Annotated in this window: 27 protein-coding genes; 22 read left to right on the top strand and 5 right to left on the bottom strand. The window is 42.4% G+C overall.

Translation table 11 applies throughout. The features are described from left to right. The first annotated feature begins 92 nt into the window (after window positions 1–92). The 3 genes from C4S61_RS10875 (at window position 93) to C4S61_RS10865 (ending at window position 1284) form a co-directional block, all read left to right on the top strand. Window positions 93–329, top strand: coding sequence for a hypothetical protein (locus C4S61_RS10875; protein ID WP_103924829.1), 237 nt, complete (start codon window positions 93–95; stop codon window positions 327–329). A gap of 184 nt (window positions 330–513) precedes the next feature. Beyond that, a complete protein-coding gene (locus C4S61_RS22070) occupies window positions 514–726 on the top strand; it encodes a PIN domain-containing protein (RefSeq protein WP_200820566.1) in 213 nt (70 codons plus the stop codon). A 93-nt stretch (window positions 727–819) separates the two neighbouring features. Further along, entirely contained in the window at window positions 820–1284 is a 465-nt protein-coding gene (locus tag C4S61_RS10865) for a methylated-DNA--[protein]-cysteine S-methyltransferase (protein ID WP_103924828.1), read from the top strand. A gap of 116 nt (window positions 1285–1400) precedes the next feature. On the opposite strand, the gene C4S61_RS10860 is transcribed toward C4S61_RS10865, so the two are convergent. Both C4S61_RS10860 and C4S61_RS10855 read right to left on the bottom strand, forming a co-directional pair. Continuing rightward, window positions 1401–1913, bottom strand: a complete 513-nt coding sequence (locus C4S61_RS10860; protein WP_103924827.1) for a RidA family protein — start codon at window positions 1911–1913, stop codon at window positions 1401–1403. A gap of 24 nt (window positions 1914–1937) precedes the next feature. After that, window positions 1938–2720: a hypothetical protein gene (locus C4S61_RS10855; RefSeq protein ID WP_103924826.1), complete on the bottom strand. Its 783-nt coding sequence runs from the start codon at window positions 2718–2720 to the stop codon at window positions 1938–1940. A gap of 368 nt (window positions 2721–3088) precedes the next feature. On the opposite strand from C4S61_RS10855, the gene C4S61_RS10850 reads away from it, so the two are divergent. After that, window positions 3089–3913 (top strand): universal stress protein, encoded by an 825-nt coding sequence (locus tag C4S61_RS10850; RefSeq protein ID WP_103924825.1) that lies wholly within the window; start codon window positions 3089–3091, stop codon window positions 3911–3913. Here the strand turns inward: C4S61_RS10850 and C4S61_RS10845 are convergent, their stop codons facing one another. Both C4S61_RS10845 and C4S61_RS10840 read right to left on the bottom strand, forming a co-directional pair. Beyond that, a complete protein-coding gene (locus C4S61_RS10845) occupies window positions 3914–4837 on the bottom strand; it encodes an outer membrane beta-barrel protein (protein WP_103924824.1) in 924 nt (307 codons plus the stop codon). A 50-nt stretch (window positions 4838–4887) separates the two neighbouring features. Then, the gene (locus tag C4S61_RS10840) at window positions 4888–5763 is read right to left on the bottom strand and encodes a mechanosensitive ion channel family protein (protein WP_103924823.1); all 876 of its coding nucleotides are present in this window, start codon (window positions 5761–5763) and stop codon (window positions 4888–4890) included. Between the two features lie 180 nt (window positions 5764–5943). Here C4S61_RS10840 and C4S61_RS10835 point away from each other — a divergent pair, with 180 nt between their 5' ends. From C4S61_RS10835 to C4S61_RS10815, 5 genes are all read left to right on the top strand, one after another. After that, the gene (locus C4S61_RS10835) at window positions 5944–7488 is read left to right on the top strand and encodes a bifunctional GNAT family N-acetyltransferase/carbon-nitrogen hydrolase family protein (protein WP_103924822.1); all 1545 of its coding nucleotides are present in this window, start codon (window positions 5944–5946) and stop codon (window positions 7486–7488) included. Continuing rightward, the gene (locus C4S61_RS10830) at window positions 7467–8042 is read left to right on the top strand and encodes a KdsC family phosphatase (RefSeq protein WP_103924821.1); all 576 of its coding nucleotides are present in this window, start codon (window positions 7467–7469) and stop codon (window positions 8040–8042) included. Before C4S61_RS10835 ends, C4S61_RS10830 begins: the two co-directional genes overlap by 22 nt. Further along, window positions 8039–8887 (top strand): 3-deoxy-8-phosphooctulonate synthase, encoded by an 849-nt coding sequence (kdsA, locus tag C4S61_RS10825; RefSeq protein WP_103924820.1) that lies wholly within the window; start codon window positions 8039–8041, stop codon window positions 8885–8887. Before C4S61_RS10830 ends, kdsA begins: the two co-directional genes overlap by 4 nt. Window positions 8888–8904: 17 nt before the next feature. Beyond that, complete coding sequence (locus C4S61_RS10820) at window positions 8905–10566, top strand: L,D-transpeptidase family protein (protein ID WP_160111228.1); 1662 nt, start codon at window positions 8905–8907, stop codon at window positions 10564–10566. An 83-nt stretch (window positions 10567–10649) separates the two neighbouring features. Further along, window positions 10650–12299, top strand: coding sequence for a L,D-transpeptidase family protein (locus tag C4S61_RS10815; RefSeq protein ID WP_103924818.1), 1650 nt, complete (start codon window positions 10650–10652; stop codon window positions 12297–12299). Here the strand turns inward: C4S61_RS10815 and C4S61_RS10810 are convergent, their stop codons facing one another. After that, window positions 12300–12989: a murein L,D-transpeptidase catalytic domain family protein gene (locus tag C4S61_RS10810; RefSeq protein ID WP_103924817.1), complete on the bottom strand. Its 690-nt coding sequence runs from the start codon at window positions 12987–12989 to the stop codon at window positions 12300–12302. A gap of 301 nt (window positions 12990–13290) precedes the next feature. On the opposite strand from C4S61_RS10810, the gene C4S61_RS10805 reads away from it, so the two are divergent. From C4S61_RS10805 to hemL, 13 genes are all read left to right on the top strand, one after another. Next, window positions 13291–13701, top strand: coding sequence for a 6-pyruvoyl trahydropterin synthase family protein (locus C4S61_RS10805; RefSeq protein WP_103924816.1), 411 nt, complete (start codon window positions 13291–13293; stop codon window positions 13699–13701). Further along, on the top strand, window positions 13661–14365 hold the full coding sequence (gene folE, locus C4S61_RS10800; RefSeq protein ID WP_103924815.1) for a GTP cyclohydrolase I FolE: 705 nt from the start codon (window positions 13661–13663) through the stop codon (window positions 14363–14365). The genes C4S61_RS10805 and folE overlap by 41 nt, the downstream gene beginning before the upstream one ends. A 269-nt stretch (window positions 14366–14634) precedes the next feature. Next, window positions 14635–15315, top strand: a complete 681-nt coding sequence (locus C4S61_RS10795; RefSeq protein ID WP_103924814.1) for an SDR family NAD(P)-dependent oxidoreductase — start codon at window positions 14635–14637, stop codon at window positions 15313–15315. Between the two features lie 71 nt (window positions 15316–15386). Then, on the top strand, window positions 15387–15650 hold the full coding sequence (locus C4S61_RS10790; protein WP_103924813.1) for a hypothetical protein: 264 nt from the start codon (window positions 15387–15389) through the stop codon (window positions 15648–15650). Window positions 15651–15668: 18 nt separating this feature from the next. Next, window positions 15669–16112 (top strand): hypothetical protein, encoded by a 444-nt coding sequence (locus C4S61_RS10785; RefSeq protein ID WP_103924812.1) that lies wholly within the window; start codon window positions 15669–15671, stop codon window positions 16110–16112. Next, window positions 16109–16738, top strand: coding sequence for a flavin reductase family protein (locus C4S61_RS10780; RefSeq protein WP_103924811.1), 630 nt, complete (start codon window positions 16109–16111; stop codon window positions 16736–16738). The genes C4S61_RS10785 and C4S61_RS10780 overlap by 4 nt, the downstream gene beginning before the upstream one ends. A gap of 202 nt (window positions 16739–16940) precedes the next feature. Beyond that, on the top strand, window positions 16941–17936 hold the full coding sequence (locus tag C4S61_RS10775) for a ligase-associated DNA damage response exonuclease (protein ID WP_103924879.1): 996 nt from the start codon (window positions 16941–16943) through the stop codon (window positions 17934–17936). 94 nt (window positions 17937–18030) lie between these two features. After that, on the top strand, window positions 18031–19032 hold the full coding sequence (locus C4S61_RS10770; RefSeq protein WP_103924810.1) for a phosphotriesterase family protein: 1002 nt from the start codon (window positions 18031–18033) through the stop codon (window positions 19030–19032). Window positions 19033–19142: 110 nt separating this feature from the next. Then, window positions 19143–20672, top strand: coding sequence for a glutamine-hydrolyzing GMP synthase (gene guaA, locus C4S61_RS10765; RefSeq protein WP_103924809.1), 1530 nt, complete (start codon window positions 19143–19145; stop codon window positions 20670–20672). Window positions 20673–20925: 253 nt separating this feature from the next. Continuing rightward, the gene (locus C4S61_RS10760) at window positions 20926–21501 is read left to right on the top strand and encodes a helix-turn-helix domain-containing protein (RefSeq protein WP_103924808.1); all 576 of its coding nucleotides are present in this window, start codon (window positions 20926–20928) and stop codon (window positions 21499–21501) included. A 499-nt stretch (window positions 21502–22000) separates the two neighbouring features. After that, window positions 22001–23677, top strand: coding sequence for an MBG domain-containing protein (locus C4S61_RS10755; RefSeq protein ID WP_160111227.1), 1677 nt, complete (start codon window positions 22001–22003; stop codon window positions 23675–23677). Window positions 23678–23868: 191 nt separating this feature from the next. Further along, window positions 23869–25509, top strand: a complete 1641-nt coding sequence (locus C4S61_RS10750) for an ABC transporter substrate-binding protein (RefSeq protein ID WP_103924806.1) — start codon at window positions 23869–23871, stop codon at window positions 25507–25509. Window positions 25510–25512: 3 nt separating this feature from the next. Continuing rightward, window positions 25513–26805 (top strand): glutamate-1-semialdehyde 2,1-aminomutase, encoded by a 1293-nt coding sequence (gene hemL / locus C4S61_RS10745; protein ID WP_103924805.1) that lies wholly within the window; start codon window positions 25513–25515, stop codon window positions 26803–26805. Window positions 26806–26893 lie beyond the last annotated feature (88 nt).

The following is a 26893-nucleotide window of genomic DNA, read 5'->3' as shown; positions in this document are numbered from 1 at the left end:
GAACGACATTGGAACTTATATCATGGGGATAAAGCCTAGCTACTGTGAGGAATTGACTGATTCCTTATTAAATTTATAAAAACTATAAACAGATGATTTCACCAAGAGAAAGAAGAGAGCATTTGTATCAGAAGATTGATAAAGTTCCCGAAGAAAAACTCGGAGAGCTTGAATCTTTAATTTCGGAGTTTATCTCTTCGAGTCCAAAGAAATCAGATCCTCTTGCTTTTGCAGGTATTTGGAAGGAATCTGAACAGGAATTGTTTGAGGAGCTGGACGAGCGTTTGCTGGAGAGAAGAAGTAAGTCTGGTAGAGTTCGTGATGAATAGGTCTTTGATAGATACTGATATCCTTTCTTATTTCTTCAAAGGAATAACCTCGGTTGTTTCAGGTTTTCAGAAATATTTAAAGGAATACAATCAAATAAAAATTAGCATAATTTCAGTTTATGAAATCAGGAGTGGTCTATTCGCTAAAGGAGCCCTAAAACAACTTGCTGAATTTTAAAGGTTTTTGTTAGGCTGTAATGTTGTTCCGCTGTCTGATCAATCTGTACAGATTTCTGCTGAGATCTATGGTGAATTGAAAAAAGAAGGACAAAGTCTCGATGATATTGATCTCTTGATTGCTGGGATTGCACTTGAAAATGGATTTTCTCTTGTAACAAACAATCTCAAGCATTTTTCTCGCATTCCTGGCCTTTCCGTCGAAAATTGGAATAGCTAACCTTGATGGAGTTTTTTCATGATCTAAGCAGAGCTTGAAAATTCATGATTTCTTGGTAACTCAATTAACCCTATACCAATAACCATTTCCCACATGCCCATCATTTCCTCCCCACTAGGTAATATCCGAATCAGCTCCCGCGAAGGGTGTCTTTCGGAGTTGAAGTTTACCGAGGAGGATACTGATGGGGAGATTTTGGATCAGGTACTTTTGAGTACCAAGCAGCAACTTGAAGAATATTTTGCAGGTAAAAGAAAAACGTTTGACATGCCAATCGGGCTGGGAGGGACGGATTTTCAGCGAAAAGTCTGGCTCGCAATGAATCAGGTACCCCTCGGTCAGACGACCACTTATATGAAGATTTCCCAGAAGCTTGGAAATCCCGGTGCGATTCGGGCGGTGGGTGCAGCCATCGGTGCCAATCCTATTTTAGTCGTGCTGCCCTGTCATCGCGTGCTGGGAAGTGATGGAAGTCTTACCGGATATGCAGGAGGCTTAGATAAGAAAAAAGCTCTCCTCGAGCTGGAAGGCCATGCTTTTCAGGGAAGTTTGTTTTAGGGATTTAGATATAAGAAGTTAGATGCAAGACCAAGAGATGGCGAAAAACTGAAAACTCACTACTTACCCTTCACCACTTACTAGTCTTCCACCTTCCAACTGAAACTGACCTCTATCTACTGGTCCTCCAATTCTACAATTACCTCAATCTCCACAGCCATGTTATTTGGTAGCGAACCCATGCCCACTGCCGATCGGGCGTGCTTCCCTTTTTCTCCAAATACTTCTACCATCAGGTCGGAGAAGCCATTAATTACAGCGGGCTGAGCGGTGAACTCCGGAGTGGCATTCACCATGCCCAATACTTTTACAAATTGCTTCATACGGCTCAGATCACCAGTTGCCGCTTTGAGCACGGCAATGATTTCCAACCCGGTAGCTCTGGCGGCTTCGTATCCCTGCTCCGTGCTCAGGTCTGCACCGACTTTGCCATAAATTTTTGGTCCTGTTCCGGAAAGATAGAGTAAGTTGCCCACTTGTCTCCATTTGACATAATTTGCTATCGGCTGACTTACCTCAGGGATGGCTAAGCCAAGTTGTTTGATTTTTTCTTCAGGACTTTGTGCGAAAAGTGTAAAAGAACCAAAGACAAAGGTCAGCACTGCCGTTAATTTGAAGTGTTTTTTCATTTTTTTGAGAGGAATTCTATCGCTCTAATATATCATATTCTTAAGTGAGTGGTGAATTATCGCCATAAAAATCCCTGTGAGTTTTAGTTTTACTTCTTCTTCCAGCCCATCTTTTAGCCAAATTTGATATTGGTTAGCACCCATGACTCCAGGTCCTTTGAACTGAATAGCGGCGATTCCGGTATTTTCGTCAAAAACCTCCCAGCCATAGGCAGGGAATTCTCGTTGCCTTCTCCCTGCCAAATTTGAATCCGTTTCTTCAATCCTAAGCATTTTATCCTTTGAGCTTATCCCCCACTTGCGGACGTATTCTCCACTTTCGTTCAATGTGGTGGCGTCAATGTAGAGCCAAGGGTCTTCATCTTCAATCGAATAAGCCAAAATGGAAATTGCCGCTTCATAGGCTAATACCTCATCCTCCCCAAAATAAAATTCTCCGATCGGAAAGGATGATTTTTCCTCTTTAGATACTTTCATTAGGTACTCGATCAGACTAGTCTCTCCCTGACTATTCTCCACAATAAATGAAAAATCGTCCTGAACATTCATCGAAGATTTTGTTCCCCAAAAATTTGATTTGAATTTATTCTTTGGCCATTTATCCTTTGCCTCAATGATTCGATAGGTCCCGGCGCTCATATTGGGCTTGGTGATATTTGTCCCGAATTTCACTTTAATAGGAGTTGAATTATCGGAGAGCTCCTGACTCAGGTGTATCGTTTCCTTCTCTTTTTCTTTTTTTTGAGCCAAAAGCGGACAACTTATCAACAATACAGCGGCAAGAATTAGGGAATCTAAGGCTTTCATTGTTTTTGGAGATGGGTAAGGAAAGTTAGATCCCGTTGGTTTCAGAAGTGAGATATCATCCGTAGAATTTTATGGGTTTTTACTTATTTTGATTCTGTTTTTGGGCTTTTCTACACAATTTCGTGGTGTCTATTTCCTGTTGATTCATCATACCCAATGCTGGTCCTATTCAAATAATACCTTTCAGTGAGTATCGGCCTTATTTTGAATCCATCAATAAGTCCTGGGTGACAAAATATTTAACGATGGAGCGTATGCTTTGATCAAAGTTCTAATTCCTAATTTTTATCAGGTTTTTCACTGATTTTTCACAAGTGATTTGAGGCCGATTTGTCAGAAATTTAGGTTCTAACAATAAGCCGATCCTTATGAAAACTATCTTAGTTCCTTTTGACTTCTCCACGTATTCACTGGCTGCACTTCAGACTGCACAGCGGATCTGTGCTAAAAATCAGGCAAAAATTATATGCGTTACTGTGATTCCTTCTGAAATAGATTGGGATTTACTGCCAGAAGAAGCCAAATTAAAGTACCCTCAATTGATGGAGGAGCGGCAGGAAGCTATGGAAGTTTTGCCAGGATACATCAAGTCCGTAGCGCCGGCAAAGGTTCAAATAGCGCAAGTTGTAAAAATCGGAGTTCCTTACGAGCAAATCCTTCGGGTAGCGGAAAAGTCTTTTGCGGACATGATCATCATTGGAGCTTACGGTAAAGGCTACGTAGAGGGGAATTTTGTAGGGTCCACACTTCAAAAAGTCCTTAGATTGGCATCATGCCCCATATTGGCTGTGAAAAATGCACTCGACGGAAATGCCTTTCGGAAAATTGCCTTTGCCACTGTTTTCAATAAATCCGGTAAAGTTGCTTTTGAAAAAATACTTCCTCTTGCAAAACTCTTTAAAACTTCCATCCATTTGCTCTATGTAAATACACCTGATCATTTTACCAACTCATCCCAATCGGATATGGAGATGGCAGAATTCGGAAAAGGGCATGAGCAGTTTGTGATCCACCGTCATGTATTTAATCATAACGATGCCGAGCAAGGTATCCGGGAGTTTTGTGAAAAAAATGGGATTCAGCTCGTGGGCGTAGTATCCGGAGAGCGTAGCCATTCGGCAATGTATGTAATAGGTACCACCGAGACCCTGATATTCAAATCAGACCTTGGGGTATTGAGCATCAAGGCATGATTACCAGAATCTGAACCGCTTCTCGTAGATTCGGTCTCTGAAAATCCAGTTATCCCAGATATCAGGCGATAGGTAAATTTCCAGTCCGACGCTGATGGTCAGGTAGCCATCATAGCGATGGGTAAGTCCAGATCCTCGACGTATTCTGCCTTTGTTTCTCAGAATTGCATCGACGTCAGGCTCTCCATTGTCCAAAACGAAATCAGGATTCCTGATCGCTAGTCTAAGTCGATCTGGATTATTTCCTGTGACATAATCATCGACTAAATCAAGATAGAATTCGCTAATGTTGTAGGCGGATATATCGTCCATATAATCCGTGAGCGTAAATCTATAATTCCCCTCCACCTTCATGTCCATATAGACATTGAGTTTGTATTTGAAACCCAATCCCATAGGGAAGACTACAATTTTATCATTGTAGGGGTTGTTTTCGAGCTGGAGCGGACGAAGGTCTACCCAAGTGCCATTGAGTTCTGCTTTTGGATTATTGGTCGACATTCCAATACCCGCAAAGATGTAGGGATTCCAAAGGTGGCGCGTGATGTTATTCACTTTCACCGGATGCCAATAATATTCTATTAGTGTGGCTACCTCAATATTAGAAGTTTTGAAGCTCAAATTTCGGGGCGTGCGATAGGCTCTTGGATCAGAGGGAGGATCTGAACCTGACATTTTGTAGTAAGTACCCTCCAGTCTTGCTTTTAGGTGAGTGCCAAAAATATAATTGACTGAAAAATTAGCATGCCAGTCAGGCTGTATTCCCTCATTATATTTCCAAAAAGAGTAGAGTTCTCCAAAATATTGTGTCGGTCCGAGGCTGGCTGAAATAGACCACGGTTCTTCAAACCGGTAGCGATAAAAGCTCTGGGAAAAAGCAGAAAAAGTAGAGAAAAGAAATAAAATAAGTAGTAATCTTTTCATTTGTAATTGGATAGCAATCCGGCTAATTAATTGCTAGGCAGAAATTTAGATTAAATTCCCAATTTTTCAAACCCTGATTTCAAATGCAAATCACGCTGCGGAAAGGGAATTTCAATTTTTTCCTCTGAAAATCGCTTAAAGATAGCATAGTAAAGTTGGCTTCTAAGCACTTTCGGTTTATTGACGTATTCACTGGTCCATACCCTCAAATTGAAATTCAGGCTATTATCTCCATAACTGTCAAACAATACGTCTGCCTCAGGGTTGGGTAAAATTCCCGGATTGGCTTTAGCAACTTCTATAAGGATTCGTTTAACTTTCTCAGGATCTTCTTTATAAGAAACCCCAACGGGAAAATTAAATCGGATTCGGTGTTCATTGTGTGACCAATTGATGACTGGACTATCGATAAATTGACTGTTTGGGACAATTACACTGATATTGTCATTGGTCACCACAGTAGTTGCTCTAGCGTTGATTTGAATCACATCGCCCGAGACATCCCCAACCTCGATCCGGTCTCCGACTTTTATTGGTTGTTCAAAAAGTATAATCAGTCCGCTGATAAAATTGTTGGTGATGTTCTGCAAGCCAAAACCAATACCCACCCCGATCGCCCCAGCCAATATACCAAAGGCACTGAGATCGATTCCATTGGTTTGAAGAATAGAGAAAAATCCTCCCAAAATGATCAAGTACTTGACCATGGTCCCGATTGATTCTTTGGTGCCCCTTGCGATTTGGCTTTTCTTTAAAACCTGACGCACCAAGAATCTTCTGACCCATTCAGATATAACAAATAAAGCAATAAATGATAGAATCAGGGTGAGGATAAGCCCAACAGTCAGCTTGGAATCTCCAAGACTGATGAGGTTTTCGTTTAATATGGCCTCAAGCCATTTCCAAAAGCTTCCATTTCCTTCCATTTCAATTTCTTCTAGGAGAATACAGACGATTGCCCAATTTTTACCTTTAAGCTATTTAAACAAAACAGTTAAAACCAATTTTGTTTTTGAATCAATTTCAAATCGGTAGAATCTTTTGATTTGCATGATCCTAACGATCAGTTTTGAAATAATTGATTGAATATTTTTAATTTTGAAGTTATGAGTAAGCAAAGAGAAGAATTAGAACACCGCCTGAAGCTCCGGAATATCAAACTCTCAGACTATGAGGATATTCGGGAGATTATGGTTTCGATCTATAAAAATCAAGGTGGAGCTTGGACTAAAGCTGAGCTTAAAAACCAACTTAAAGCTTTTCCGGAAGGCCAGATTTGCATCGAAGATAATGGGGTGGTCATTGCTGCAGCACTCAGCATCGTGGTTGATTATTCCAAGTTTGGAGACAATCACACGTATGATCAGATCACTGGATTTGGAAAATTTGATACCCATGATGATGACGGGGATACCCTTTATGGGACAGATGTTTTTGTCCACGCAGACTACCGGGGCATGCGACTCGGAAGAAGACTCTATGATGCAAGAAAAGAACTCTGCGAAAATCTAAATCTAAGATCAATCATCGCTGGAGGTCGAATTCCGGGTTATTCCAAATACGCAGATGAAATGACCCCGCGTAAGTACATTGATCTGGTGAAAAACAGGGAGATTTTTGATCCTGTACTTTCCTTCCAGCTGGCCAATGAGTTTCACGTTCGGAAGGTGATTACCAAATATCTACCCGAGGATACTGACTCCCGGGCCTATGCTACGCTGCTCGAGTGGATCAATATCTATTACGAAAAGGATGAAAAACTTATCGGTAATAAAAAGTCAATCGTTCGGCTTGGCTTAGTTCAGTGGAAAATGCGTCGATTCTCCAATGTTGACGATCTGATGCAGCAGGTAGAGTTTTTTGTGGATACTGTATCCGGATACAAGTCTGATTTCTGCCTTCTCCCCGAATTTTTTAATGCGCCACTTCTAGCTGAATTCAATGACATGGAAGCTTCCGAAGCTATCCGAAATCTGGCAGATTACACCGATGAGATTGTTGCTCGGATGAGTGAATTGGCAGTCTCCTACAATGTGAACATCGTGGCAGGATCTATGCCGGAATACGATGGTAAAAAGCTTCGAAATGTCAGCTACCTCTGTCGGCGGGATGGTACTCAGAATAAACAATACAAGCTTCACATCACCCCGGATGAAGCCGCATACTGGGGTCTTCAAGGTGGAAATGGAATCCATGTCTTTGATACCGATGCCGGTAGAATTGGCATTCTCATTTGCTATGATATTGAGTTCCCAGAGCTGGGAAGAATTCTTGCCGAGCAGGAAATGGATATCCTTTTTGTGCCATTCTGGACAGATACCAAAAACGCTTTCCTTCGGGTCAATACCTGTGCAAGATCGCGTGCAATCGAAAATGAATGTTATGTCGCAATCACCGGTTCGGTAGGAAACCTACCCAAAGTGGAAAACATGGATATCCAATATTCCCAAGCGGCTATTTTTTCTCCTTCCGATTTTTCCTTTCCTCATGATGCGATCGTGGCACAGGCCTCGGAAAATGAAGAAACCATCATAGTGGCCGATGTAGACCTCGATCTACTTACCAAGCAAAGGAAAGCGGGAAGTGTGCGAAATCTTGAACAGCGTAGGTTGGATCTTTACTCAGTACAATGGAAGCAGAAAAAGCAATAAGCGAATACTTTTCGCATGTCCCGGTGGAAATTTTCGAGCGGGCTAAGTCCATCAAAGTGCTCATCACTGATATAGATGGTGTGATGACCGATGGAGGGATTATCTATGATGATCTTGGCGCGGAATATAAGAAGTACAATGTCAAAGACGGGCTGATTGTTCAGCACCTGCGAAAGGCCAAAATCCTCGTTGGAGCGATTACAGGCAGAGCTTCGCAGGTAGTGGAAAATCGCTGTGAGGAACTTAAGTTTGATTTCCATTATCATGGAGTCAAAGACAAAGGAAAAAAACTGGCCGAGATCCTTCAGATCATCGAAGTAAATATGGAGGAAGTAGCTTACATTGGTGACGATCTGATTGACTTGCCGATATTGGCCAATGTTGGTCTTGCTATTTCTCCTGCGGATGCCTTGCCTTATGTGAAGATTTACGCTCACTATGTTTCACCCTATGATGGAGGAAAGGGCGTCTTCAGGGAAGTGGGCGATATCCTGCTGCATTCCCGCGGCCAGCTCCTTCCCCTTATCCAAACCTTATCCAAAAAGGAATCATGAACAGAACCAACCAAACCATGCACATCCGCGAGGGTGTAGTCTTGGGATTAGATAAACCAGTGCTTTTCTCAGGGCCATGTGCTGTGGAGAGTTATGATATTTGTTTGGAAATCGGGACCAAAGTCAAAGCTTGGGCGGAGGAACATGGCTTTTCTTACGTTTTCAAGGCATCTTTTGACAAGGCAAACCGGACCTCTTCAGGCTCATTTCGGAGTATCGGGATGGACAAGTCGCTGGAGGTGCTGCAGCGAGTCGGAAATGTCCTAAACATTCCTTTGGTCACAGATATCCATGAAAGCTATCAAGCTGCTGAGGTAGCTGAGGTGGTCGATGTGCTTCAGATTCCGGCCTTCCTTTGCCGGCAGACGGACTTGCTTTTGGCCGCAGGCCAAACAGGAAAAGCAGTTAAAATCAAGCGGGGACAATTCATGGCCCCGGAAGATATGCAATATGCAGTTTCCAAAGTAAGATCAACAGGTAATGAAAATGTCTGCCTGACCGAGCGAGGTTTTTCGCTAGGCTATCACAATCTGGTCGTAGACATGCGTGGACTGCCGATCATGCGGCAATTTGCCCCGGTTGTTTTTGATATCACGCACTCCGTTCAGCAACCCGGCGGACAGGGCGGAAGCAGTGGGGGACAGCGAGAATTTGCCCCAATTCTGGCAAGAGCCGCCGCAAGTACGGGAATTGACGGATTTTTTATAGAGACTCATCCTGAGCCGGCAAAAGCTTTGAGCGATGGCCCCAACTTAATCCCTCTTCATAGAATGGGTGATTTTCTCAAAATGCTAAAAGAAGCATGGCTTTTGGGGAGGAAGTATCAAGACTTCCAAGTGGAGTAAAATCATCCGTTTTAACTATGAGAAAAATAGTAGCCATTGGCTTAGGAGTAATTGTGATTTTGGGTGTGCTTTGGTTCACCCTTTTTAATAGAAAGTCAGATTTAACAGAGGAATTACAAAACAGGCTGGAGCTTGCAGCTGACGAAGAGCAGCTAAGGATCGGAGAAAAGCTCCTTCATTCCAGTGAAGAGCTTCGGATTTTTTATACCGAAAGAGACTTTGCGGAAGCCTGGTCTCAAAACGGCAAGCTGACCAAACTCGGGGAAGAACTCAAATTCGAACTTGCGGAGTCAAGGTATGATGGTTTGGACCCGGAGGATTACCATGCTTCGGAAATTGAAGTATTGTTCCAAGCGATCTCAGATCAAAAAGGAAAGCTGAAATCCAAACCCTTTGCCGAATTGGCGGATTTGGACTTGATGCTGACTGATGCCTTTTTCTCCCTTGCGAGAGATCTGGAAATCGGAAAAGTAGACCCCAGTACCCTTAAGTCCGGTTGGGACCTCGGTGTAAATACTCCCAGTATCAATTACAATGAGCTTTTGAATGAATCTATCCGCAGGGGATCGATCAAAGAAGGACTGGAAAGCCTCTATCCTGAATTTAAAATCTACAAAAAGGGGAGAGAAGTAATCCGTGATTTGGATGAAAAGCGGAAAGTGGATACACTCGAATGGAAAACCGTCAGTTTGGAAAAGTCGCTGAAAATGGGTGACTCCCATGAGGCAATTCCCGGTCTGAGGGACAGATTGATTTTTTGGGGTTTTCTGAAACCTTATGATTTCAAGAACCCATTGGTCTTTGACGAGCAGATGGAACTGGGTCTGAAACAATACCAGCGAAACAATGGAATGGAGCCGGATGGGACCATCGGGAATTTGACGGCCGAAAGCCTGAATAATTCCCCTGCAAATCTGATGGATATTGCAGCGGTAAATATGGAGCGATTAAGATGGCTATCCGATACCCTGCGAGACTCCGAACTTATTCTGGTGAATGTGGCCAATTTTCAACTGGACTACCTGAATAAGCTTGATACTGTCCTGACCGCCAAAGTGATCGTGGGTAAAGAATATAACGAGTCGCCGGTTTTCAGCGCTCCGATGACTTATATCGCCTTCAGTCCTTATTGGAACATTCCCGCCTCGATTACCAAGGAAGAAATAGCGCCTGCCGTGCGAAAAAATCCAAATTACCTCGCTCAGAAAAACATGGAGGTGGTCACATCTTCCGGTGAGCCAGTGAATGTCAAGCCCAAAGACTGGTCCACGGATCCTTTTCCCTATTTGGTCAGGCAAAAGCCAGGTGGTTCTAATTCGCTCGGACTGGTGAAATTTATGTTTCCCAACGAGCATAGTATCTACATTCACGATACGCCAGCCAGAAGTCTGTTTGAACTGGAAAACAGAGCGCTGAGCCATGGCTGTATCCGAATCCAGGATCCTGCGAAATTTGCCGCGCTACTGTTGAAGGATGATCCCACATGGACTTCCGAAAAAATAGACTCAGCCATGAATCAGAAAGAAGAGCAAATAGTACAGTTGAAAAAGCACATTCCGGTCGTGATATTTTACCTCACTTTCTGGGCAGACTCCAATGGGGCACCCCATTTCAGATCGGATATTTACAATCGGGACCAAGAAGTATTGGCAGCGTTGAAAAGACGTCGGTCGGCGTAGTTGGTCTGTAGTTCACAGAAATTAAAAGTGGGTTTTTGAAGGGATAAAATTTAGCTTTACTGTATATCTCAGTCAGGTTTTTTATGATTCAAAAATTCATTTTGCTGTTTCTGATCATGGTTTTTCCTTTATTCCTTTTGGGGAAGGACCTTTCTTCCCAAGGAGAAATCAGGGATCAAATCCGAATTAAGCTTGAGATAGTCCAGCCGGGCCAGCCGCTGACCATTCGAGATCAAAGTCTGAAAACTTCCGATGAGATCTATGCCTTTTATTCCAATAGGGCGTTTCGCGAGGCATGGTCATCCGATGGGATATTGACTGAATTGGCCTACGAGCTCAGGTTTGAAATTCGTCAGTCAAAGTTTGATGGATTGAATCCTCAAGCATATCATTTGGGGTTGATCGATGCTTTTTTTGCAACTTTTGAAATCAACAAAAAAAATGGTAAAGCCAATGATCCCGCAGAGTTGGTGGATTTGGAACTCTTGCTGAGTGATGGTTTTTTCCAACTTGCAGCACACCTGGAGCAGGGCAAAGTGGATCCGGCACAGCTCAAATCAACCTGGGAGATTTCGCCCAAATCTCAAAAAGCAGATTACAGTGCATTGCTTTCTGTTTCCTTGGAAGCAGGTGAAATCAGAAGAAATCTCGAACAACTCTATCCCAAATTCACGATATACAAGCGTGGGCGTGAGGTGATTCGTGCATTGGATGAGAAAAGAAAGTCAGATTCCCTGAGCTGGAAGCCTGTCAAAATTGACAAAACCATAAAAGTCGGGGGCAGTAATAATTCGATTCCAGTGATCCGACAGCGACTTCAATTTTGGGGGTATATGGGTCAATATGAACCGGAAGATCCCAAAGTGTATGATTCTGCCCTATTCATAGGTGTTCAGGAATTCCAACGAAAAAACGGAATGGAACCTGATGGAGCTTTGGGTAAAAACACGATCGCGGGAATCAACAACTCTCCTTTGGACCTCATCGGCCGGGCTTCGGTCAATCTGGAAAGGTTAAGATGGCTTCCGGACACGATAAAGGAAGCTGAAATCATCCTGGTGAACATTGCAAACTTCAGACTGGATTACATCAACAAAATGGACACAATTTTTTCATCCAAAGTGATCGTAGGTCAGCGATATCATGCTTCTCCTATTTTTTCAGCACCGATGAGTTACCTGGTTTTCAGTCCTTACTGGAATATACCCACCTCTATCGCGCGAAATGAAATTATTCCTGCTATCCGGAAAAATCCAAATTATCTAAGCCAAAAAAATATGGAAGTAGTGACCTTTTCAGGCAAATCAGTCGATCCAAATTCGATCAACTGGTCAGACAAATCATTTCCGTATATGATTCGCCAAAGGCCTGGAGGAAGTAATTCATTAGGCCTTGTGAAATTCATGTTTCCCAACAAATACAGTGTTTATATCCATGATACGCCATCGAGGTCCCTTTTCGAGCGGGAGGACAGAGCACTGAGCCATGGGTGTATCCGACTTCAGAATCCAGCTGAATTTGCCAAAATTCTCCTGAGCGATATGCCAGGATGGACTGAAGAAAAGATCCGGGAAGCTATGAATCGAAAGTCGGAACTGATCGTCAACCTCAATCGAAAAATATCGGTGGTTTTGGTATATCTGACCTTTTGGGCAGATGCTAAAGGTCAGGCAAATTTCCGCCAGGACATTTACAATAGGGATGAGGAGATTTTAACGCTACTCAGAAAATAGTCAGGGTTGAACTAAAGCGGATTGCTTTAGATAATTTTCATCGTTGCCATAGATAAAAAGTAAGCTGCCGTCCTTGATCAGATCGATGACTTTGGAGGACAAGTCCGGGGGAAGTGCAGGGCAACCCAGACTTCTACCCAGTCTGCCGGTAGATTTTGCAAATTCCTCACTGGCATAGTCAGCCCCATGAATCACAATCGCCCGGGCTCTAGCCTGGTCGTTAAACCCCTTTTCGAGCCCGTCGAGCCGGAGTGAGTAGCCATGCTTTCCCTGATACGTCTCTGCTGTTTTGAAGAAGCCAAGACTACTTTGAAAGGATTCAGGAGTATTGGAAAAACTCTTCGCCATAAGCTCTCCGGTATTTCTTCCATGAGCAACTACTGAATTGAGAAGAATTTCCCTTTTCTCCACATCGATGACCCAAAGTCGCTTTTCGGTAGAAGGTAGGGTGAAATCAATCACGGTCAATAAGGGCTTTTTGAGCTCTTTGCCGAGCTTTTCCCAGCCTTCAAGGGCATAGTTAAGCGCTTCGTAGTTGGGAGTGTGTTTATATTTTTCCCCTAGAGATTGAAGGATTTCTTCGGGGGAATTGTTGCTCTCAAGCGGTGTTAAAATGACTGCATTGCTTTGGGTTGGATTTGAAAAAGTCAAATTCCAAACCAAGGAAATTAAAATTCCTGTAGTAATCATAAAGTGCGGGAAACTTTTGGGGTGATGATCAAATGTAAGCTATTTAACTCATTGTCAAAAACATTGCCACAAAATAGGTGGGTGATTTTGTCACTTCGGCTTATTTCCAAGAATGGAACCTTCTTGGTTAATTATTCGGTTTTTAGGCTGATCAAAAGATTGGGGTTTTCGGAGTTTGTCTTAAATTCCTAATTTCACGTCCAGAAAATTAATAAATTGACTTGTAGTGTGTTGGCAAATTTGTTTAAAGAAAAAACAAAATAATTAAACAAAAATAAAATACCTACAGTTTCTAAATTCAATGAAAGTATCCGTATATCGTAAAGAACATTTCAACGCTGCCCACCGCCTGAATAATCCGCTATGGTCCCAAGCCGAGAATGAAGCCATCTTTGGTAAATGCAACAATTCCAATTATCATGGCCATAATTATGACCTGGTGGTGCAGTTGAAAGGGGAAATTGATTCCCGAACCGGATACGTTTATGACATGAAAGTACTCAGCGATATGATCAAAGAGTATGTATTAAATAGGTTTGACCACAAAAATTTAAACTTGGATACCGATGAATTCAGAAATCTCAATCCATCTGCTGAAAACATTGCAGTGGTTATTTGGAATATTTTGAGGGAAAAAATTGATCGGAAATTCGAATTGACAATTCGTCTTTATGAAACAGAAAGAAACTTTGTTGAGTACGATGGGAATTAATATTTCCCGAACTTCCTTCGAGGACCTCGGAGAAGAACATGTTGGAACTTCGCTTGAGACACCTTTGAGAGAAGATGCTTTTGAAATGGATGATGACCTTAAGGTCGAATTGATCGAAAAACACTTTCGTGAAATAATGCACATTATGGGTTTGGACCTCAGTGACGACAGTTTGAAAGGTACCCCCCACCGAGTGGCTAAGATGTATGTCAAAGAGGTTTTCAGTGGACTGAACCCTAAAAATAAGCCTGCTACTAAGCTTTTCGAAAATAAATATAAGTACAATCAGATGCTGGTGGAGAAAGACATCACCTTTTATTCTCACTGCGAGCACCATTTTGTGCCGATCTATGGAAGAGCCCATGTGGCCTACATTTCAACTGGAGAGGTGATCGGACTTTCTAAAATCAACAGAATCGTCCAATACTATTCCAAAAGACCACAAGTGCAGGAGCGATTGACCATGCAGATTGGCAATGAACTTAAAGAGGCGGTGGGTACTGAGGATGTAGCTGTGATCATGGATGCCTATCACATGTGTGTCAGTTCACGCGGTGTAAATGATACCAATAGTTCTACAGTCACCTCATTTTTCTCCGGGAAATTTGAATCTGATGAACAATCCCGCAATGAGTTTTTGAAATATATCAGTCTTAAAAAGTAGTTTCTGATTATACGCTATTCAGGCAGTAGACGAATATACCCTTGATTTTGGGCTGGGAGAACGAAGACGGAAGACCGAAGAAGTCCATTAATTGGCATTCACTAGTTCATTTGAACTTCGAAGTTAGCTACTGGCAAAGTTCCGTATATACATAAAGTAGTTTTTCATTATTGATCAAACCAACTAAAACCGGGCTAAATGCCCGGTTTTTTTTAATTCACAAAACAAAATCATCCTTTCCGGGATTTTAAAATCATACAATAGAAGTAATGAAAGATAAAAATATAGTAATCGTAGGTGGTAATTCTGGTATCGGTGCAGCTACAGCAGCCTTGCTCGGCGATGCGGGTGCCAACCTTTTTTTATATTCCAAAAGTGGAAATCTAACCACTCAATTGGACACCAGTGTTGATTTTTCTGAAATTCCCGGATTACCGGACGTCATTGACGGAGTGGTTTACTGCCCGGGGACGATTAACTTAAAACCGTTTCACCGGATTTCAATTGCTGATTTTCAAAATGAACTGGAAGTTAATTTTTTTGGAGCAGTGAGGGTGTTGCAGGCCTGCCTAAAGGGGCTGAAGAAATCCTCCAGTCCGGCTGTGGTGCTTTATAGCACAGTGGCGGTTCAGACAGGAATGGGTTTCCATGCCGGGATTGCCTCAGCCAAAGGTGCGGTAGAAGGCTTGACCAGATCCCTAGCTGCTGAATGGGCACCATCTAAAATCAGAGTAAATGCGATCGCACCCTCATTGACGGAAACTCCCTTAGCCTCAGCCTTGCTTTCGACCCCGGAGCGAAAAGAAGCATCTGATAAAAGACATCCGCTTGGAAGGATTGGAACTTCGGGAGATATAGCAGAGGCGACAGTGTTTTTGCTTTCCCCAAAATCCTCCTGGATGACAGGGCAGATTCTTCACATCGATGGAGGTATGTCAAACCTGAAATAAGTCTGAAACATTTTGCCTGTTCATTTTGTCTTAACCATAGGGTACGGTCCCGTGAAGAAAGTGCTGTGATTATGAAAACTCCACCTGAATCATTCCTGCTTTTTAAGGAAGAATTGAGGAAAGCTCAACTTGAAAAAGAGCGGCTCAAACAACATTACGAAGAGAAATTGTCTGATGTCAATCGGGAGCTTTTTCGATTGAAGGAGCAGATTCAGTCTCAACAAGATATGATGCGCACCACCTTGGAATATGCCTCTGTTCTTGAGCAGCGATTGTCTGAGTTTAAAGAGGAAGTGGCACATGTGACCACTCAGCGCAAAAATTCCGTTTACTAAGCTTTACTTCCGATAGCTATGAATGAAACATTAAACCCTTCCGAAATTCAAGACTTTGAATTGGCTTTTGAAGAACGCTACGCCAGAGTTTTGGTTAACACAGATAAAAAAATCATCATTTGCGAACTTCTTGCCGATTACATTCCCATTGAAGATTTTAAGGAAACTTTTAATCAAATTGGGAGAATAGTTAAAAATGGAGATTTCGAAAAATTCATTTTCGATAAAAGATCTCTGAGGGCTTTTCACCAACCTACCATGGAATGGTACTTCATCCATTGGAAAAAGGATATGCTTGGATTTGGCCTGAAAACCCACCGCAAGATCCTTCCTGCCGAGAAATGGTTTGAAAAAATGGTGCAAATAGCCAAACAGCAAATTCTGGAAACCTATCCCGATAATATCATCGACCAGCTTGATATTCAATATTGCGACTCGATCGAGGAGGCTATTAAGTTATGACCAAGCGAATCAGCTCGGAAGAAATTATGTCCTCAGATTCGTTTTATCGAAGGAATCTGATCAATTGCCTTTCCGGCTACAAAAGTCTCAACCTGATCGGTACGCAGGATTCAGCAGGAATAACCAATCTTGCGCTTTTTTCCCAGGTTTTTCACATCGGGGCTAATCCTCCGATGGTTGGTATACTTTTTAGACCAAATACTGTCATTCGGCATACCTTGGACAATATTATGGAAACGGGATTTTTCACGATGAATCATGTCACAAGTGAATTTTACAAAGAGGCGCATTGGACATCGGCAAGATGGGAAGAGTCAGAGTTTGAAGCTACCGGAATAGCCCCCGAATTTTTGGATGGTTTCAAAGCACCTTTTGTCAGAGACAGTCCAGTGCGGCTTGCATGTAGCCTTTTGGAAACGCAAACCTTAAAAGTCAATCAAACGATCCTCCTGATAGGTAGCATAGATTCCATTTATATTGATGAAAGAGGATTGAGAGCCGACGGATCCCTAGATCTCGGTTCACTTGGTACGGTGACTGTCGCAGGATTGGATGACTATTTCGTTGGGAAGCGTTTGGGTCGTTTGAGTTATGCTAAATCAGACAAGATGCCGGAGGAAATCTAAAAATATCGCTTTGAGCCAGCTTTCATTTTCACTCAAAGTTCCAAAATCTTAAAATTCATCTGTTTATAATTTGTTTTTCAGGGGTCAGATAGCCTGTCCCGATCTTTAATCGGGAGAATGCCTTCGATAATCATCCCCCTGTGTGAGAAGTCTTTCTCAAGGGCATTTCATGATAGGAACCATTCGTAAACTTTCATCTCTTTTGTCACTTTTAGAACTTACAGATTCAGGTCTTTTCTGTCCTCCGGCAGGAATTTTCATCGATCCGTGGAGGCCCGTGGAACGAGCCGTAATTACTCATGCCCATTCGGATCATTCCCGCTGGGGGATGAAACATTACCTCGCCCACCATCATTCTGCCGAAGTCATGAAGCTAAGGTTGGGACAGGAAATCAGCCTCGAGACAGTAGACTATGGTCAATCGCTTGACTTCAATGGTGTAAAAATCTCCCTTCATCCTGCAGGTCATATTCCGGGTTCATCTCAGATTCGGCTGGAGTACAAAGGGCAAGTAACAGTGGTCAGTGGGGACTATAAGGTTGAAAATGACGGACTTTCCACTCCTTTTGAACCTGTGAAATGCCACGAGTTTGTTTCGGAATGTACCTTTGGACTACCGATTTACAAATGGGAAACTCAGGCTGAAATATTCAATCAGGTCAATTCCTGGTGGCGAAAAAACGCTGCCGAAGAGCGAAATTCGGTTCTTTTTGCCTATTCCTTAGGCAAAGCCCAACGGATTCTCCAAAATCTGGATCGAAGCGTGGGGGAGGTTTTTGTCCATGGTGCTGTCTGGAATACCAATCAGGCTTTGCTTGCAAATGGAATTGAACTCTGGGATGTGCCCAGAGTTACGCAGGAAATGTCTAAATCAACCTTCAAAGGTTCACTGATCATAGCTCCGCCTTCAGCGATGGGTACGCCGTGGATGAAGCGGTTTGGGCCGTATCGGACTGGAATATGCTCGGGTTGGATGAGTGTACGTGGTTCACGCAGGCGACGGGCCGCAGATCGTGGGTTCGTCCTTTCAGATCACGCGGATTGGGAAGGATTGGTCCAGGCGATTGAAGCGACAGAAGCAGAAAAAGTGTATCTGACTCATGGTAAAACAGCTGCATTTGGGAGATTTCTGCAGGAAGAAAAGGGAATCGAGGCCGTTGAGCTGCAGACACTTTTTGGAATCGAAGAGGTGGAATAGGGGAATTAAGGCAGGATTGAAAAATTGGAAGATTTCAAAATTGAAAAATTGAATTCCTGCCTATATCTTGAACACACAATCAAATCTCCTCCTCATGTCCAAGTTTTTGATTTTCATTTTCCTAAACATTCTGTTCATCTCCTGTAAAAATCCTCCTACAAATAATACTGATAATTACCTTAATACTGTCACCGGACCGATTTCGATCGACTCGATGGGCTTGACGCTGATTCACGAGCACATGTTGGTGGACTTTATCGGAGCGGATTCGGTCAGCCCTGATCGATGGAATAGGGATTCTGTGGTTGCCAAAGTTTTGCCTTTTCTATTGGAGGTAAAAAAACACGGTGTAAAAACAATCTTTGATTGCACTCCTTCTTTTTTGGCCAAAGACGTGCTTCTGCTTAAAGAACTCAGTGAAAAGTCCGGAATTCAGATTCTGACCAATACCGGATTTTATGGAGCAGTAGGAGGAAAATACCTCCCTGACCTGGTCCAGACAGAATCTGCAGAACAACTCGCCAAACGTTGGATATACGAATTCGAGAGCGGAATCGAAGGCACGGGTATCAAACCCGGATTTATCAAGATTTCGGTCAATGAAGCAGATACGCTTTCTGAAATTGATCAAAAGCTCGTTCGAGCCGCTGGCATCACGCATCTAAACACAGGATTAACCATTGCTTCTCATACCGGAACCTGGAAAACTGCCGCACAGGAAGTGAAGATTCTTCAGGAAATGGGAGTGGAACCATCAGAATTTGTTTGGGTGCATGCCCAGGCCGAACCCGATTTTGAAAACTATCGCAAAGCAGCCGAAATGGGCGTCTGGATCAGTTTGGATGGGATTGGTTGGGCGATAGATCCTTATGTGGAGCGCTTGCTTTTTGCAAAGGAAAATGGATTTCTTCGAAACGTACTAATCTCCCATGATGCGGGTTGGTATGATCCGGCCAAGCCAAATGGAGGAGATTTTCAGCCTTTTACGAATATTTTTGAAGAGCTGATGCCTGTGCTCAATTCCAAAGGTTTTACTGAAAATGACTGGAAATTACTTTTGGTGGTAAATCCAAAATTAGCTTTTTCACTCCGTTAAGCTATTGATTATCATAATTTTACAATTTTTAAATTTTCGAGTCTTTCAATCTCTTTCCAAATTTTCTTTGTCCTATTTTAGTAAGCCACCTTGCCTGATTACCTTTGCGCATGGCAGAACAAATCCTCATCCTCGATTTCGGTTCTCAATACACCCAACTCATCGCGAGAAGAGTGAGAGAACTGAATGTTTATTGCGAAATCCACCCTTACAACAAAGTCCCTGAAATCACCGCAGACATTAAAGGAATCATTCTTTCGGGTTCTCCGTGTTCCGTTCGAGATGCAGGTTCTCCAGATCTGGATCTTGATGCTTTCAGAGGCAAACTTCCGCTTTTAGGGGTCTGCTATGGCGCCCAACTTTTAGCCAGCAAATACGGGGGAGAGGTGCTTCCTTCCTCGATTCGGGAATATGGCCGAGCTAATTTGGACCATATTGACCTGCATCATGATCTTCTCAAGGAAATGACCTATGGTTCGCAAGTGTGGATGTCTCATGGAGACACGATCAAAACGCTTCCTTCCGGTTTCGAAATCATCGCAAGTACTTCCTCCGTGGAGGTGGCTGCTTTCAGAGTGGAAGGTGAAAAAACCTATGGGATACAATTTCACCCGGAAGTGACCCACTCCACAGAAGGCAAAAATCTATTAAGAAACTTTGTCGTCGGAATCTGCGGCTGTACCCAAGATTGGACTTCGGATATTTTTATTGATTCGACGGTAGCTTCGCTAAAGGCAAAAATCGGAAGCGATAAAGTAGTGATGGGGCTTTCCGGTGGGGTGGATTCCTCAGTAGCTGCGACACTGATTCACCGTGCGATCGGAGATCAGTTGACTTGTGTTTTTGTAGATAATGGACTGCTTCGCAAAAATGAATTTGAAGAAGTACTCGAATCCTATAAACACATGGGCCTTAATGTGATCGGAGTAGATGCCAAGAAGCGTTTTTATGATGCTTTGGCTGGACTTACCGATCCTGAAGCAAAGCGAAAGGCTATTGGACGGGCATTTATCGAGGTTTTCGACGAAGAAGCTCACAAAATCGAAGGCGTAAAATGGCTGGGCCAAGGTACCATCTACCCGGATGTCATCGAATCAGTTTCTGTAAAGGGTCCTTCCGCCACGATTAAATCGCATCACAATGTGGGCGGTTTGCCGGACTTCATGAAGCTATCAGTTTTAGAACCATTGAATACGCTATTCAAAGACGAGGTAAGAGAAGTGGGGCGGGCGTTGGAGATTGTTGAGACCATAATCGGTCGTCATCCTTTCCCCGGTCCCGGATTAGGAATCAGAATCCTTGGGGATATCACCGAGGAAAAAGTCAAAACACTTCAGGAGGTTGATCATATTTTTATTCAGGGTTTGAAAAATCACGGACTTTATGACAAGGTTTGGCAGGCTGGAGCGATTCTGCTTCCCATCCAATCGGTAGGTGTAATGGGGGATGAGCGTACCTATGAGAAAGTTGTCGCCCTGAGAGCAGTAGGATCGGTAGATGGAATGACAGCTGATTGGATCCATCTTCCTTACGAGTTTTTGGGCAAAATGTCCAACGAAATCATCAATCGGGTAAAAGGTGTCAATAGAGTGGTGTATGATATTTCTTCCAAACCCCCTGCGACTATTGAGTGGGAGTAATGTAAATGAAATCTTAGTTTTTTTAAGTCGATTACCAGCCTTATTAAGGGCTGGTTTTTTTATGTATTCTATCGATACAATTCATTTACAAACTGAAACATACCGCGTATCGATTGGGATTATTCAATTTACTTTTAAACATAAATAAAAAAGGTCCACGGAGAAGTAAGAATAAAGTAATACCTAAAAAACTACCAACATCGGTTTTAATTAAGCTAAAGAAATTCAGACCAGTCAATAATCAACGAAACAAATGGAAATATTCATCGAAAATACGCTTCTACCAGTTGGGGTAATTGCTGTCGGCTGGATTGTTTTTTCAGTTATGATCTTAAACGTGCAAAAGGAGCAGCATGCCTTTGTGAACTTGACCGGACATGAATTTACGGGTCAGATTAACAGGATAAAAAGTATCCAAACTCATCATGGTAAAGATGAGTCTAAGTTGAGGACTGTTGATTTGCTGGCGCATTTTAATGAATTTGAACTAATCCAGAAGCTACATAAAATTCTTGTCCTTGACAGAATTTACCTTCAACAAGGATTGACAGTAGCGGAATTTGCAAAAAAACTAGGCGTACAGCCTAGGGAAGTGACACAAATTTTTGGAGAACTCTACGGGCATAGCTTTAAGAAGTTGACCAATATGTACCGTGTGGAATATGCAAAAGAAAAGATAGAGGAGGGTTTTTTGGATCATTTCACCTTAGAAGCACTAGGTTTTGAAGCTGGCTTTAGTTCTCGCACGACCTTTTTTAATGTGTTTAAAAAAGAAATAGGAGTCTGCCCAAGTGAGTATTGGAAAAATTTTCTCACGGCAGCAGCATAAAAATAGAATAGATTGGTTTGGTTATTTTTAGTAAGTCGTGTGTTTTAAATAACACATGGCTTTTTCTGTTTATAATAATTTATTGTCTATAATTCTCATGACATAATCTTTGGCTGATTGTGATTTGGTTTAAATTCAATTGATATTTTTTCATTAATTGATTTTGAAAAAAATTAAATTGTTTCACTCATAAAAATGTTTTTTAAATCATAAAAAAACACCTTGATCAACCTTGTTGTTTCAAAAGTTGTTTTTGGAACATGCTTAAGTTGATTGTTTTATTTATATAATTCTTATTTGTATTGATAGTTTGTTGAGGCTAGGGGAGGGATGTTTTTAATTCAAATTCACCATCAATAGTATGAGAAACGAATGTATTAAAGTAACGGCTTGGAATGAGTGCTTTTTATATTTAGTAGATAGGAGATCCCGTCGATTTTTTTTAATCCCAACTTCACTGGTTTCTTATTTTTATTCGATTGGCCTAGGATATAATTCTGTGCGAATTCCACTTATAGTTCTTTCTTTATTGTTTTCAAGTTTCGGATTGAGCGCTCAATCTTCTTTTGTCGGGACAAAAAATCAGCCTGTTCAACAACGTAGAAAAGGGAGCTTACCCGGTTTGGAAGCAGCCAAAGTTCCAAGCGGACTAAATTTCCCATCGGATTTGGAAAAAACGTACGGTGATCCGGACTTTGAATTGGGGCAGGAATTCGACCTGAATGGAATGCTCATTAAATATTCGGCAGAGGATACGACTATCTTGAGAATTACTGGAAATGTGGCCATGATTTTAAAAGCAGGAGAAACTCGTGTTTATGCTATCCTGGATGATTATCAAAGCAGCCCAAATTCAGTTCCTTTAACCCAAAATTTAAAAATTAAACCCCGAACTCTGGAATTGACAGTAACGCACGGTCAGGGGAAAATATTTGGTGAAGAGGATCCCATTATAACCTTTGAAGCCTCTGGGTTTGCCTATGACGAGTCAGTTACTATCATTTCTGGCAGCCTTACGAGAGATCTGGGGGAAAATGCTGGGAAATACGCCATCAATCTGGGAGATTTGGCTGTGGGTGACAATTATCAAATCGAATTTTCGGGCTCCGATTTTGAAATCATTGAGCGGGAAATTTTTGTTGAAGCGCAGTCCGCAGAAAAATATTATGGGGTGGAAGATCCTGAATTGGCATTTTTGGTCACTGGAGTAAATCCGGAAATTGTAGATCATATATTAACCGGTCAACCGGAAAGACTGGAAGGCGAAAAAGTGGGAAAATATGCGATCGAAGTCGGAGATTTAAGGGTTTCTGAGAATTATAAACTTACGTTCAGGGGGGCAGTATTTGAAATTTTACCAGTTGAACTTACTGCAGTTTTTGATCCTGAAGAAATTTCCACTCCCTGGTCTGAGACCCCTCAATTACCAGCCTTTATCAAAGCATTGACACTTAATGGACAGATTCTTGAATTTAAGGTTACTTGGGTTCAAAATGAGCTAGACGTGTATAAATCGGGCACGTACTTTTTTTCCGGAATCATTGATTTGGAAGAAGGTATTTCAAACCCGGAGAACTTAAAGCCAACCCAAAAACTAACAATCCTCCCAAAGCCAAGTCCCGTGGATGTGCTACTCAATCGAAGGACGTTTGATCCGGTTTCTTCTGCCCTTGATATCGAAATCGGTCAATTTACTGTATTGGATGACTTTGATGATGTTCACGTTGTTTCGCTGGTTGAGGGAAGACTCGATAATTCAGAATTTCAACTGGATGGATTTACTCTTTATTGGAAAAATACGCGTGAGAAAGAGACGAGGACCAATTATTCGATTCTAGTCCAGGTGGAGGATCGTGCAGGAAATAGACTTGAAAAAGAGTTTGGATTGAAGACGGAAATTAATCTGATTGGTAAAATGCGGATTTATAACGTTTTCACTCCCAATAATGACGGGTATAACGATACTTGGGGAATACCCTCCGGTTCACTTTCCGAAGAAATTCAAGTCCAAGTCTTCAATAAGTATGGGGAGCTGTTATTTGAGGCTAAAAATTCGCAAGAGCAATGGGACGGAACCTATCAGGGGAAAAACCTACCCGCCGATACTTATTTTTGGTTGATCACTTCTTCTGAATCTAGCGAAATTCGGAAAGGCTTTTTAAGCTTAATTCGTTAACTGAATTTGATTCAATGGCACTTTTCGGAGAATTTTATAGGAAATTGAAAGTATAGGTTTTTAAAAAATTCTTAAAACCCGGAGCATTTTTTCGGGTTTTCACTTTTAATTCCCATTGTGGCCCAGACTTTGGGTTTGGAAATAATGGGTTAAATTTGCCCAGCTTCAATCATCCCGTTAAGTCCGGAATTATGCGAAATCTGTTTCTGTTTTTATCCATACTTTTTACCGTACAATTTTCAAATGCTCAGGGTCTTCCATCGGAATACCAAAAAGCCAAGTCAGCCCTCCTCGCAAAAGACTATTGGGAAGCGATGAATGGATTTAAACAGGTGACAGATGCTGACAAATATGGAAATCTGGCCAACTATGCAGCATTTCACCTAGCGGAAGCAGCCCTCGGAGCCAATCAGCCTGCCCAAGCTATCAGCGCATTGCAGCCTGTATATGGTAAAAACTGGAATAAATCTGACGAAGCAAAATACCTTTTGGCTACAGCGTACTTCCGAAACAATCAGAACCTGGAGGCACTAAAAGTAATCAAAGCGATCAAAAAGGAAGAAATCCTGCAGAAGTCCTATAATCTTACTTTTGAATATCTCAGCAAGGCTACAGCAAGCTTTTTGGTTGCAAATCTGAGCGAATTCAAAGCGAATGAAGGCTACGCTGCCGCCATGGCGGCTGTTTTGCAAAAGCAAACCATCATGTCGGCAAGTGAAATTGAGGCTTTGAATCAAGTCAGATCATCCACTCCAAAAAAGAATGTGGTAAGAGATGAAGTATTGGACCTTGTTTTGATTTTGCCATTCACAGGGAGCAGTTCAGCTTCTGTATCGGGTATTAGCTACACGGACTTTATGTTTGAGCTTTTCCAGGGAATAGAGATCGGTATTGCACAGCTAAAAAGTGAAGGTTACAAAGTCAATTTGTCCACTTTTGATTCCAAACGGGATCTTAATCACCTTACTAACCTTCTGAATGATCCTGTCATTGCCAAAGCTGATGTGATCATCGGGCCAATCTATCCGGAAGAAACTGATATCGTCAGTGCTTTTGCAGAAAAAGAACAAATCCCCTTTATCCATCCCCTTTCTAACCTCGGGGAGCGGTTTGAACAATTCAAGTACAGCTATTTATTCAGACCATCGGTTGCCTCACTGGCTTCAGGTATTATCTCAAACCTCAAATCACAAAAGTGGGGAAATCGGATTGCAGTAGGCTATAGTAGCAGCTCAAGAGATGAGAAATTAGGCCTTTTGCTTCAGGCTGAACTGGAGAAATCAGGATTCCAACTGGTCAAAATTCAAAAGGTGGATTCAAGAAATGCGGCTACTTTTCTCCAGGGACTTGGAGTAAGCCGAGGAAATAATCCGTCTGTAGATCAGGTCGTTTTACTTTCCGATGATCCTGCGGTGGCCCAGTCCGTGTTCTCTTTGATGGAAAGTATTTCTACTTCAGTCCCGCTTTTGGTGATGGATTCCTGGTTGGCCTTCAACTTTGCAAATTATGAAATGCTGGAGTTTCCAAACTTCTATTTCATTTCCAATAACACCCCCAAGTTTGATACCGAAGCGATGAGCCAGTTCCGGGATCAATTTTATAAGAAGTATTACGCCTATCCTGGGATGAATTCCATCTTAGGATTGGAATTGGTGTATTGGCTGGGTTCAAATTCAAAATCCACGTTTGATTACAATTTTAGAAGAAGTTTGGATCAAAATTCTTTTCAGCAAGGAAAATTGACCTGGGGATTTAATTTTCAAAATTCAAACAATAACAGCTACACACCGGTATTCAAAATGGAAGCCGGTGAGCTGATTCCCTTAAAATAAACCATGCAGATTTCTGAAAGCAAGCGGCTTTTTGCCCATGCCAAAAACTTCATTCCAGGTGGAGTGAATTCCCCTGTTCGCGCTTTTCGAGCAGTAGGAGGAGACCCGATTTTCATCAAAAGAGCTGATGGGGCTTTCATTTATGATGAAGACGACAATGCCTACATCGAGCTGATCAATAGTTGGGGACCAATGATCCTGGGGCATAATCATCCAATGATCCGGGAAGCGGTGATTGCTGCGATGGACAACGGAACCTCATTTGGCGCACCAACAGCCAGAGAAGTGGAGATCGCGGAATTGATTGTGAGCATGGTTCCTTCGGTGGAAAAAGTCCGTATGGTGAACTCCGGTACCGAGGCTACTATGTCCGCCATTCGGGTAGCCCGGGGCTACACCGGACGTGACAAATTCATCAAAATGGAAGGGCATTACCACGGTCACGGAGATTCTTTTCTCATCGCTGCCGGTTCGGGAGCGATTACTATGGGGCATCCCGATTCACCGGGAGTGACTGAAGGAACAGCCAAAGATACCCTTTTGGCTCCTTACAATGATTTGGAAGCGATCGAAAGATTGGTTGAAGCCAATAGAGGTGAAATCGCTGCGTTGATTTTAGAGCCAGTGCCGGGGAATATGGGTTTGACTTTGCCTCTTCCGGGATATTTGGCAGGACTTCGGGAAATCTGTACCCGTGAGGGGATTATTCTGATTTTTGATGAAGTGATGACAGGATTTCGCTTGGCAAAAGGCGGTGCTCAGGAATTATTCGGTGTAACTCCAGACATGACTACGCTTGGTAAAATTATCGGTGGAGGTATGCCGGTGGGAGCGTATGGTGGGAAAAAGGAAATCATGGAGTTTGTGTCTCCTGCCGGCCCGGTATATCAGGCAGGTACCCTTTCGGGTAATCCCATTGCCATGGCTGCAGGTTTGACGATGTTGAATTATTTGAATTCACACCCTGAAGTGTACACTCGCCTGAATGAGATCGGGATGCAAATTGCCTCAGGAATGGCTTCGATCAATCACCGGTTTGGGCATGACTTCACCATTAATCAACTGGGAAGTATGTATTCCCTGTTTTTCACTGAGGATGCGGTGACAGATTTTGAATCTGCCAAGAAATCGGATACGCTATTATTTGGGAAATACTTTCAGGCCATGCTTCATCGGGGGATCTATTTGGCCCCATCTCAGTACGAGAGCTTGTTCCTTTCCACGGCTTTGACAGATGATCTCGTTGGGAAAATCCTTCAGGCACATGAGGAAAGTATAAAAGAAATTTTATCCTGAAGTTATTTTTAAGAATAGGTTCAAATTCCGGAACCTTAGTACCGATAAGGGGTGAATTTAGGGCGTATTACAATCCAACCTGATAGTA

It is taken from the genome of Algoriphagus boritolerans DSM 17298 = JCM 18970, from assembly GCF_900108085.1.
GTDB lineage: Bacteria > Bacteroidota > Bacteroidia > Cytophagales > Cyclobacteriaceae > Algoriphagus > Algoriphagus boritolerans.
Note: the sequence above shows the minus strand (reverse complement) of the source record. Positions and strands in the feature narration are given on the sequence as shown.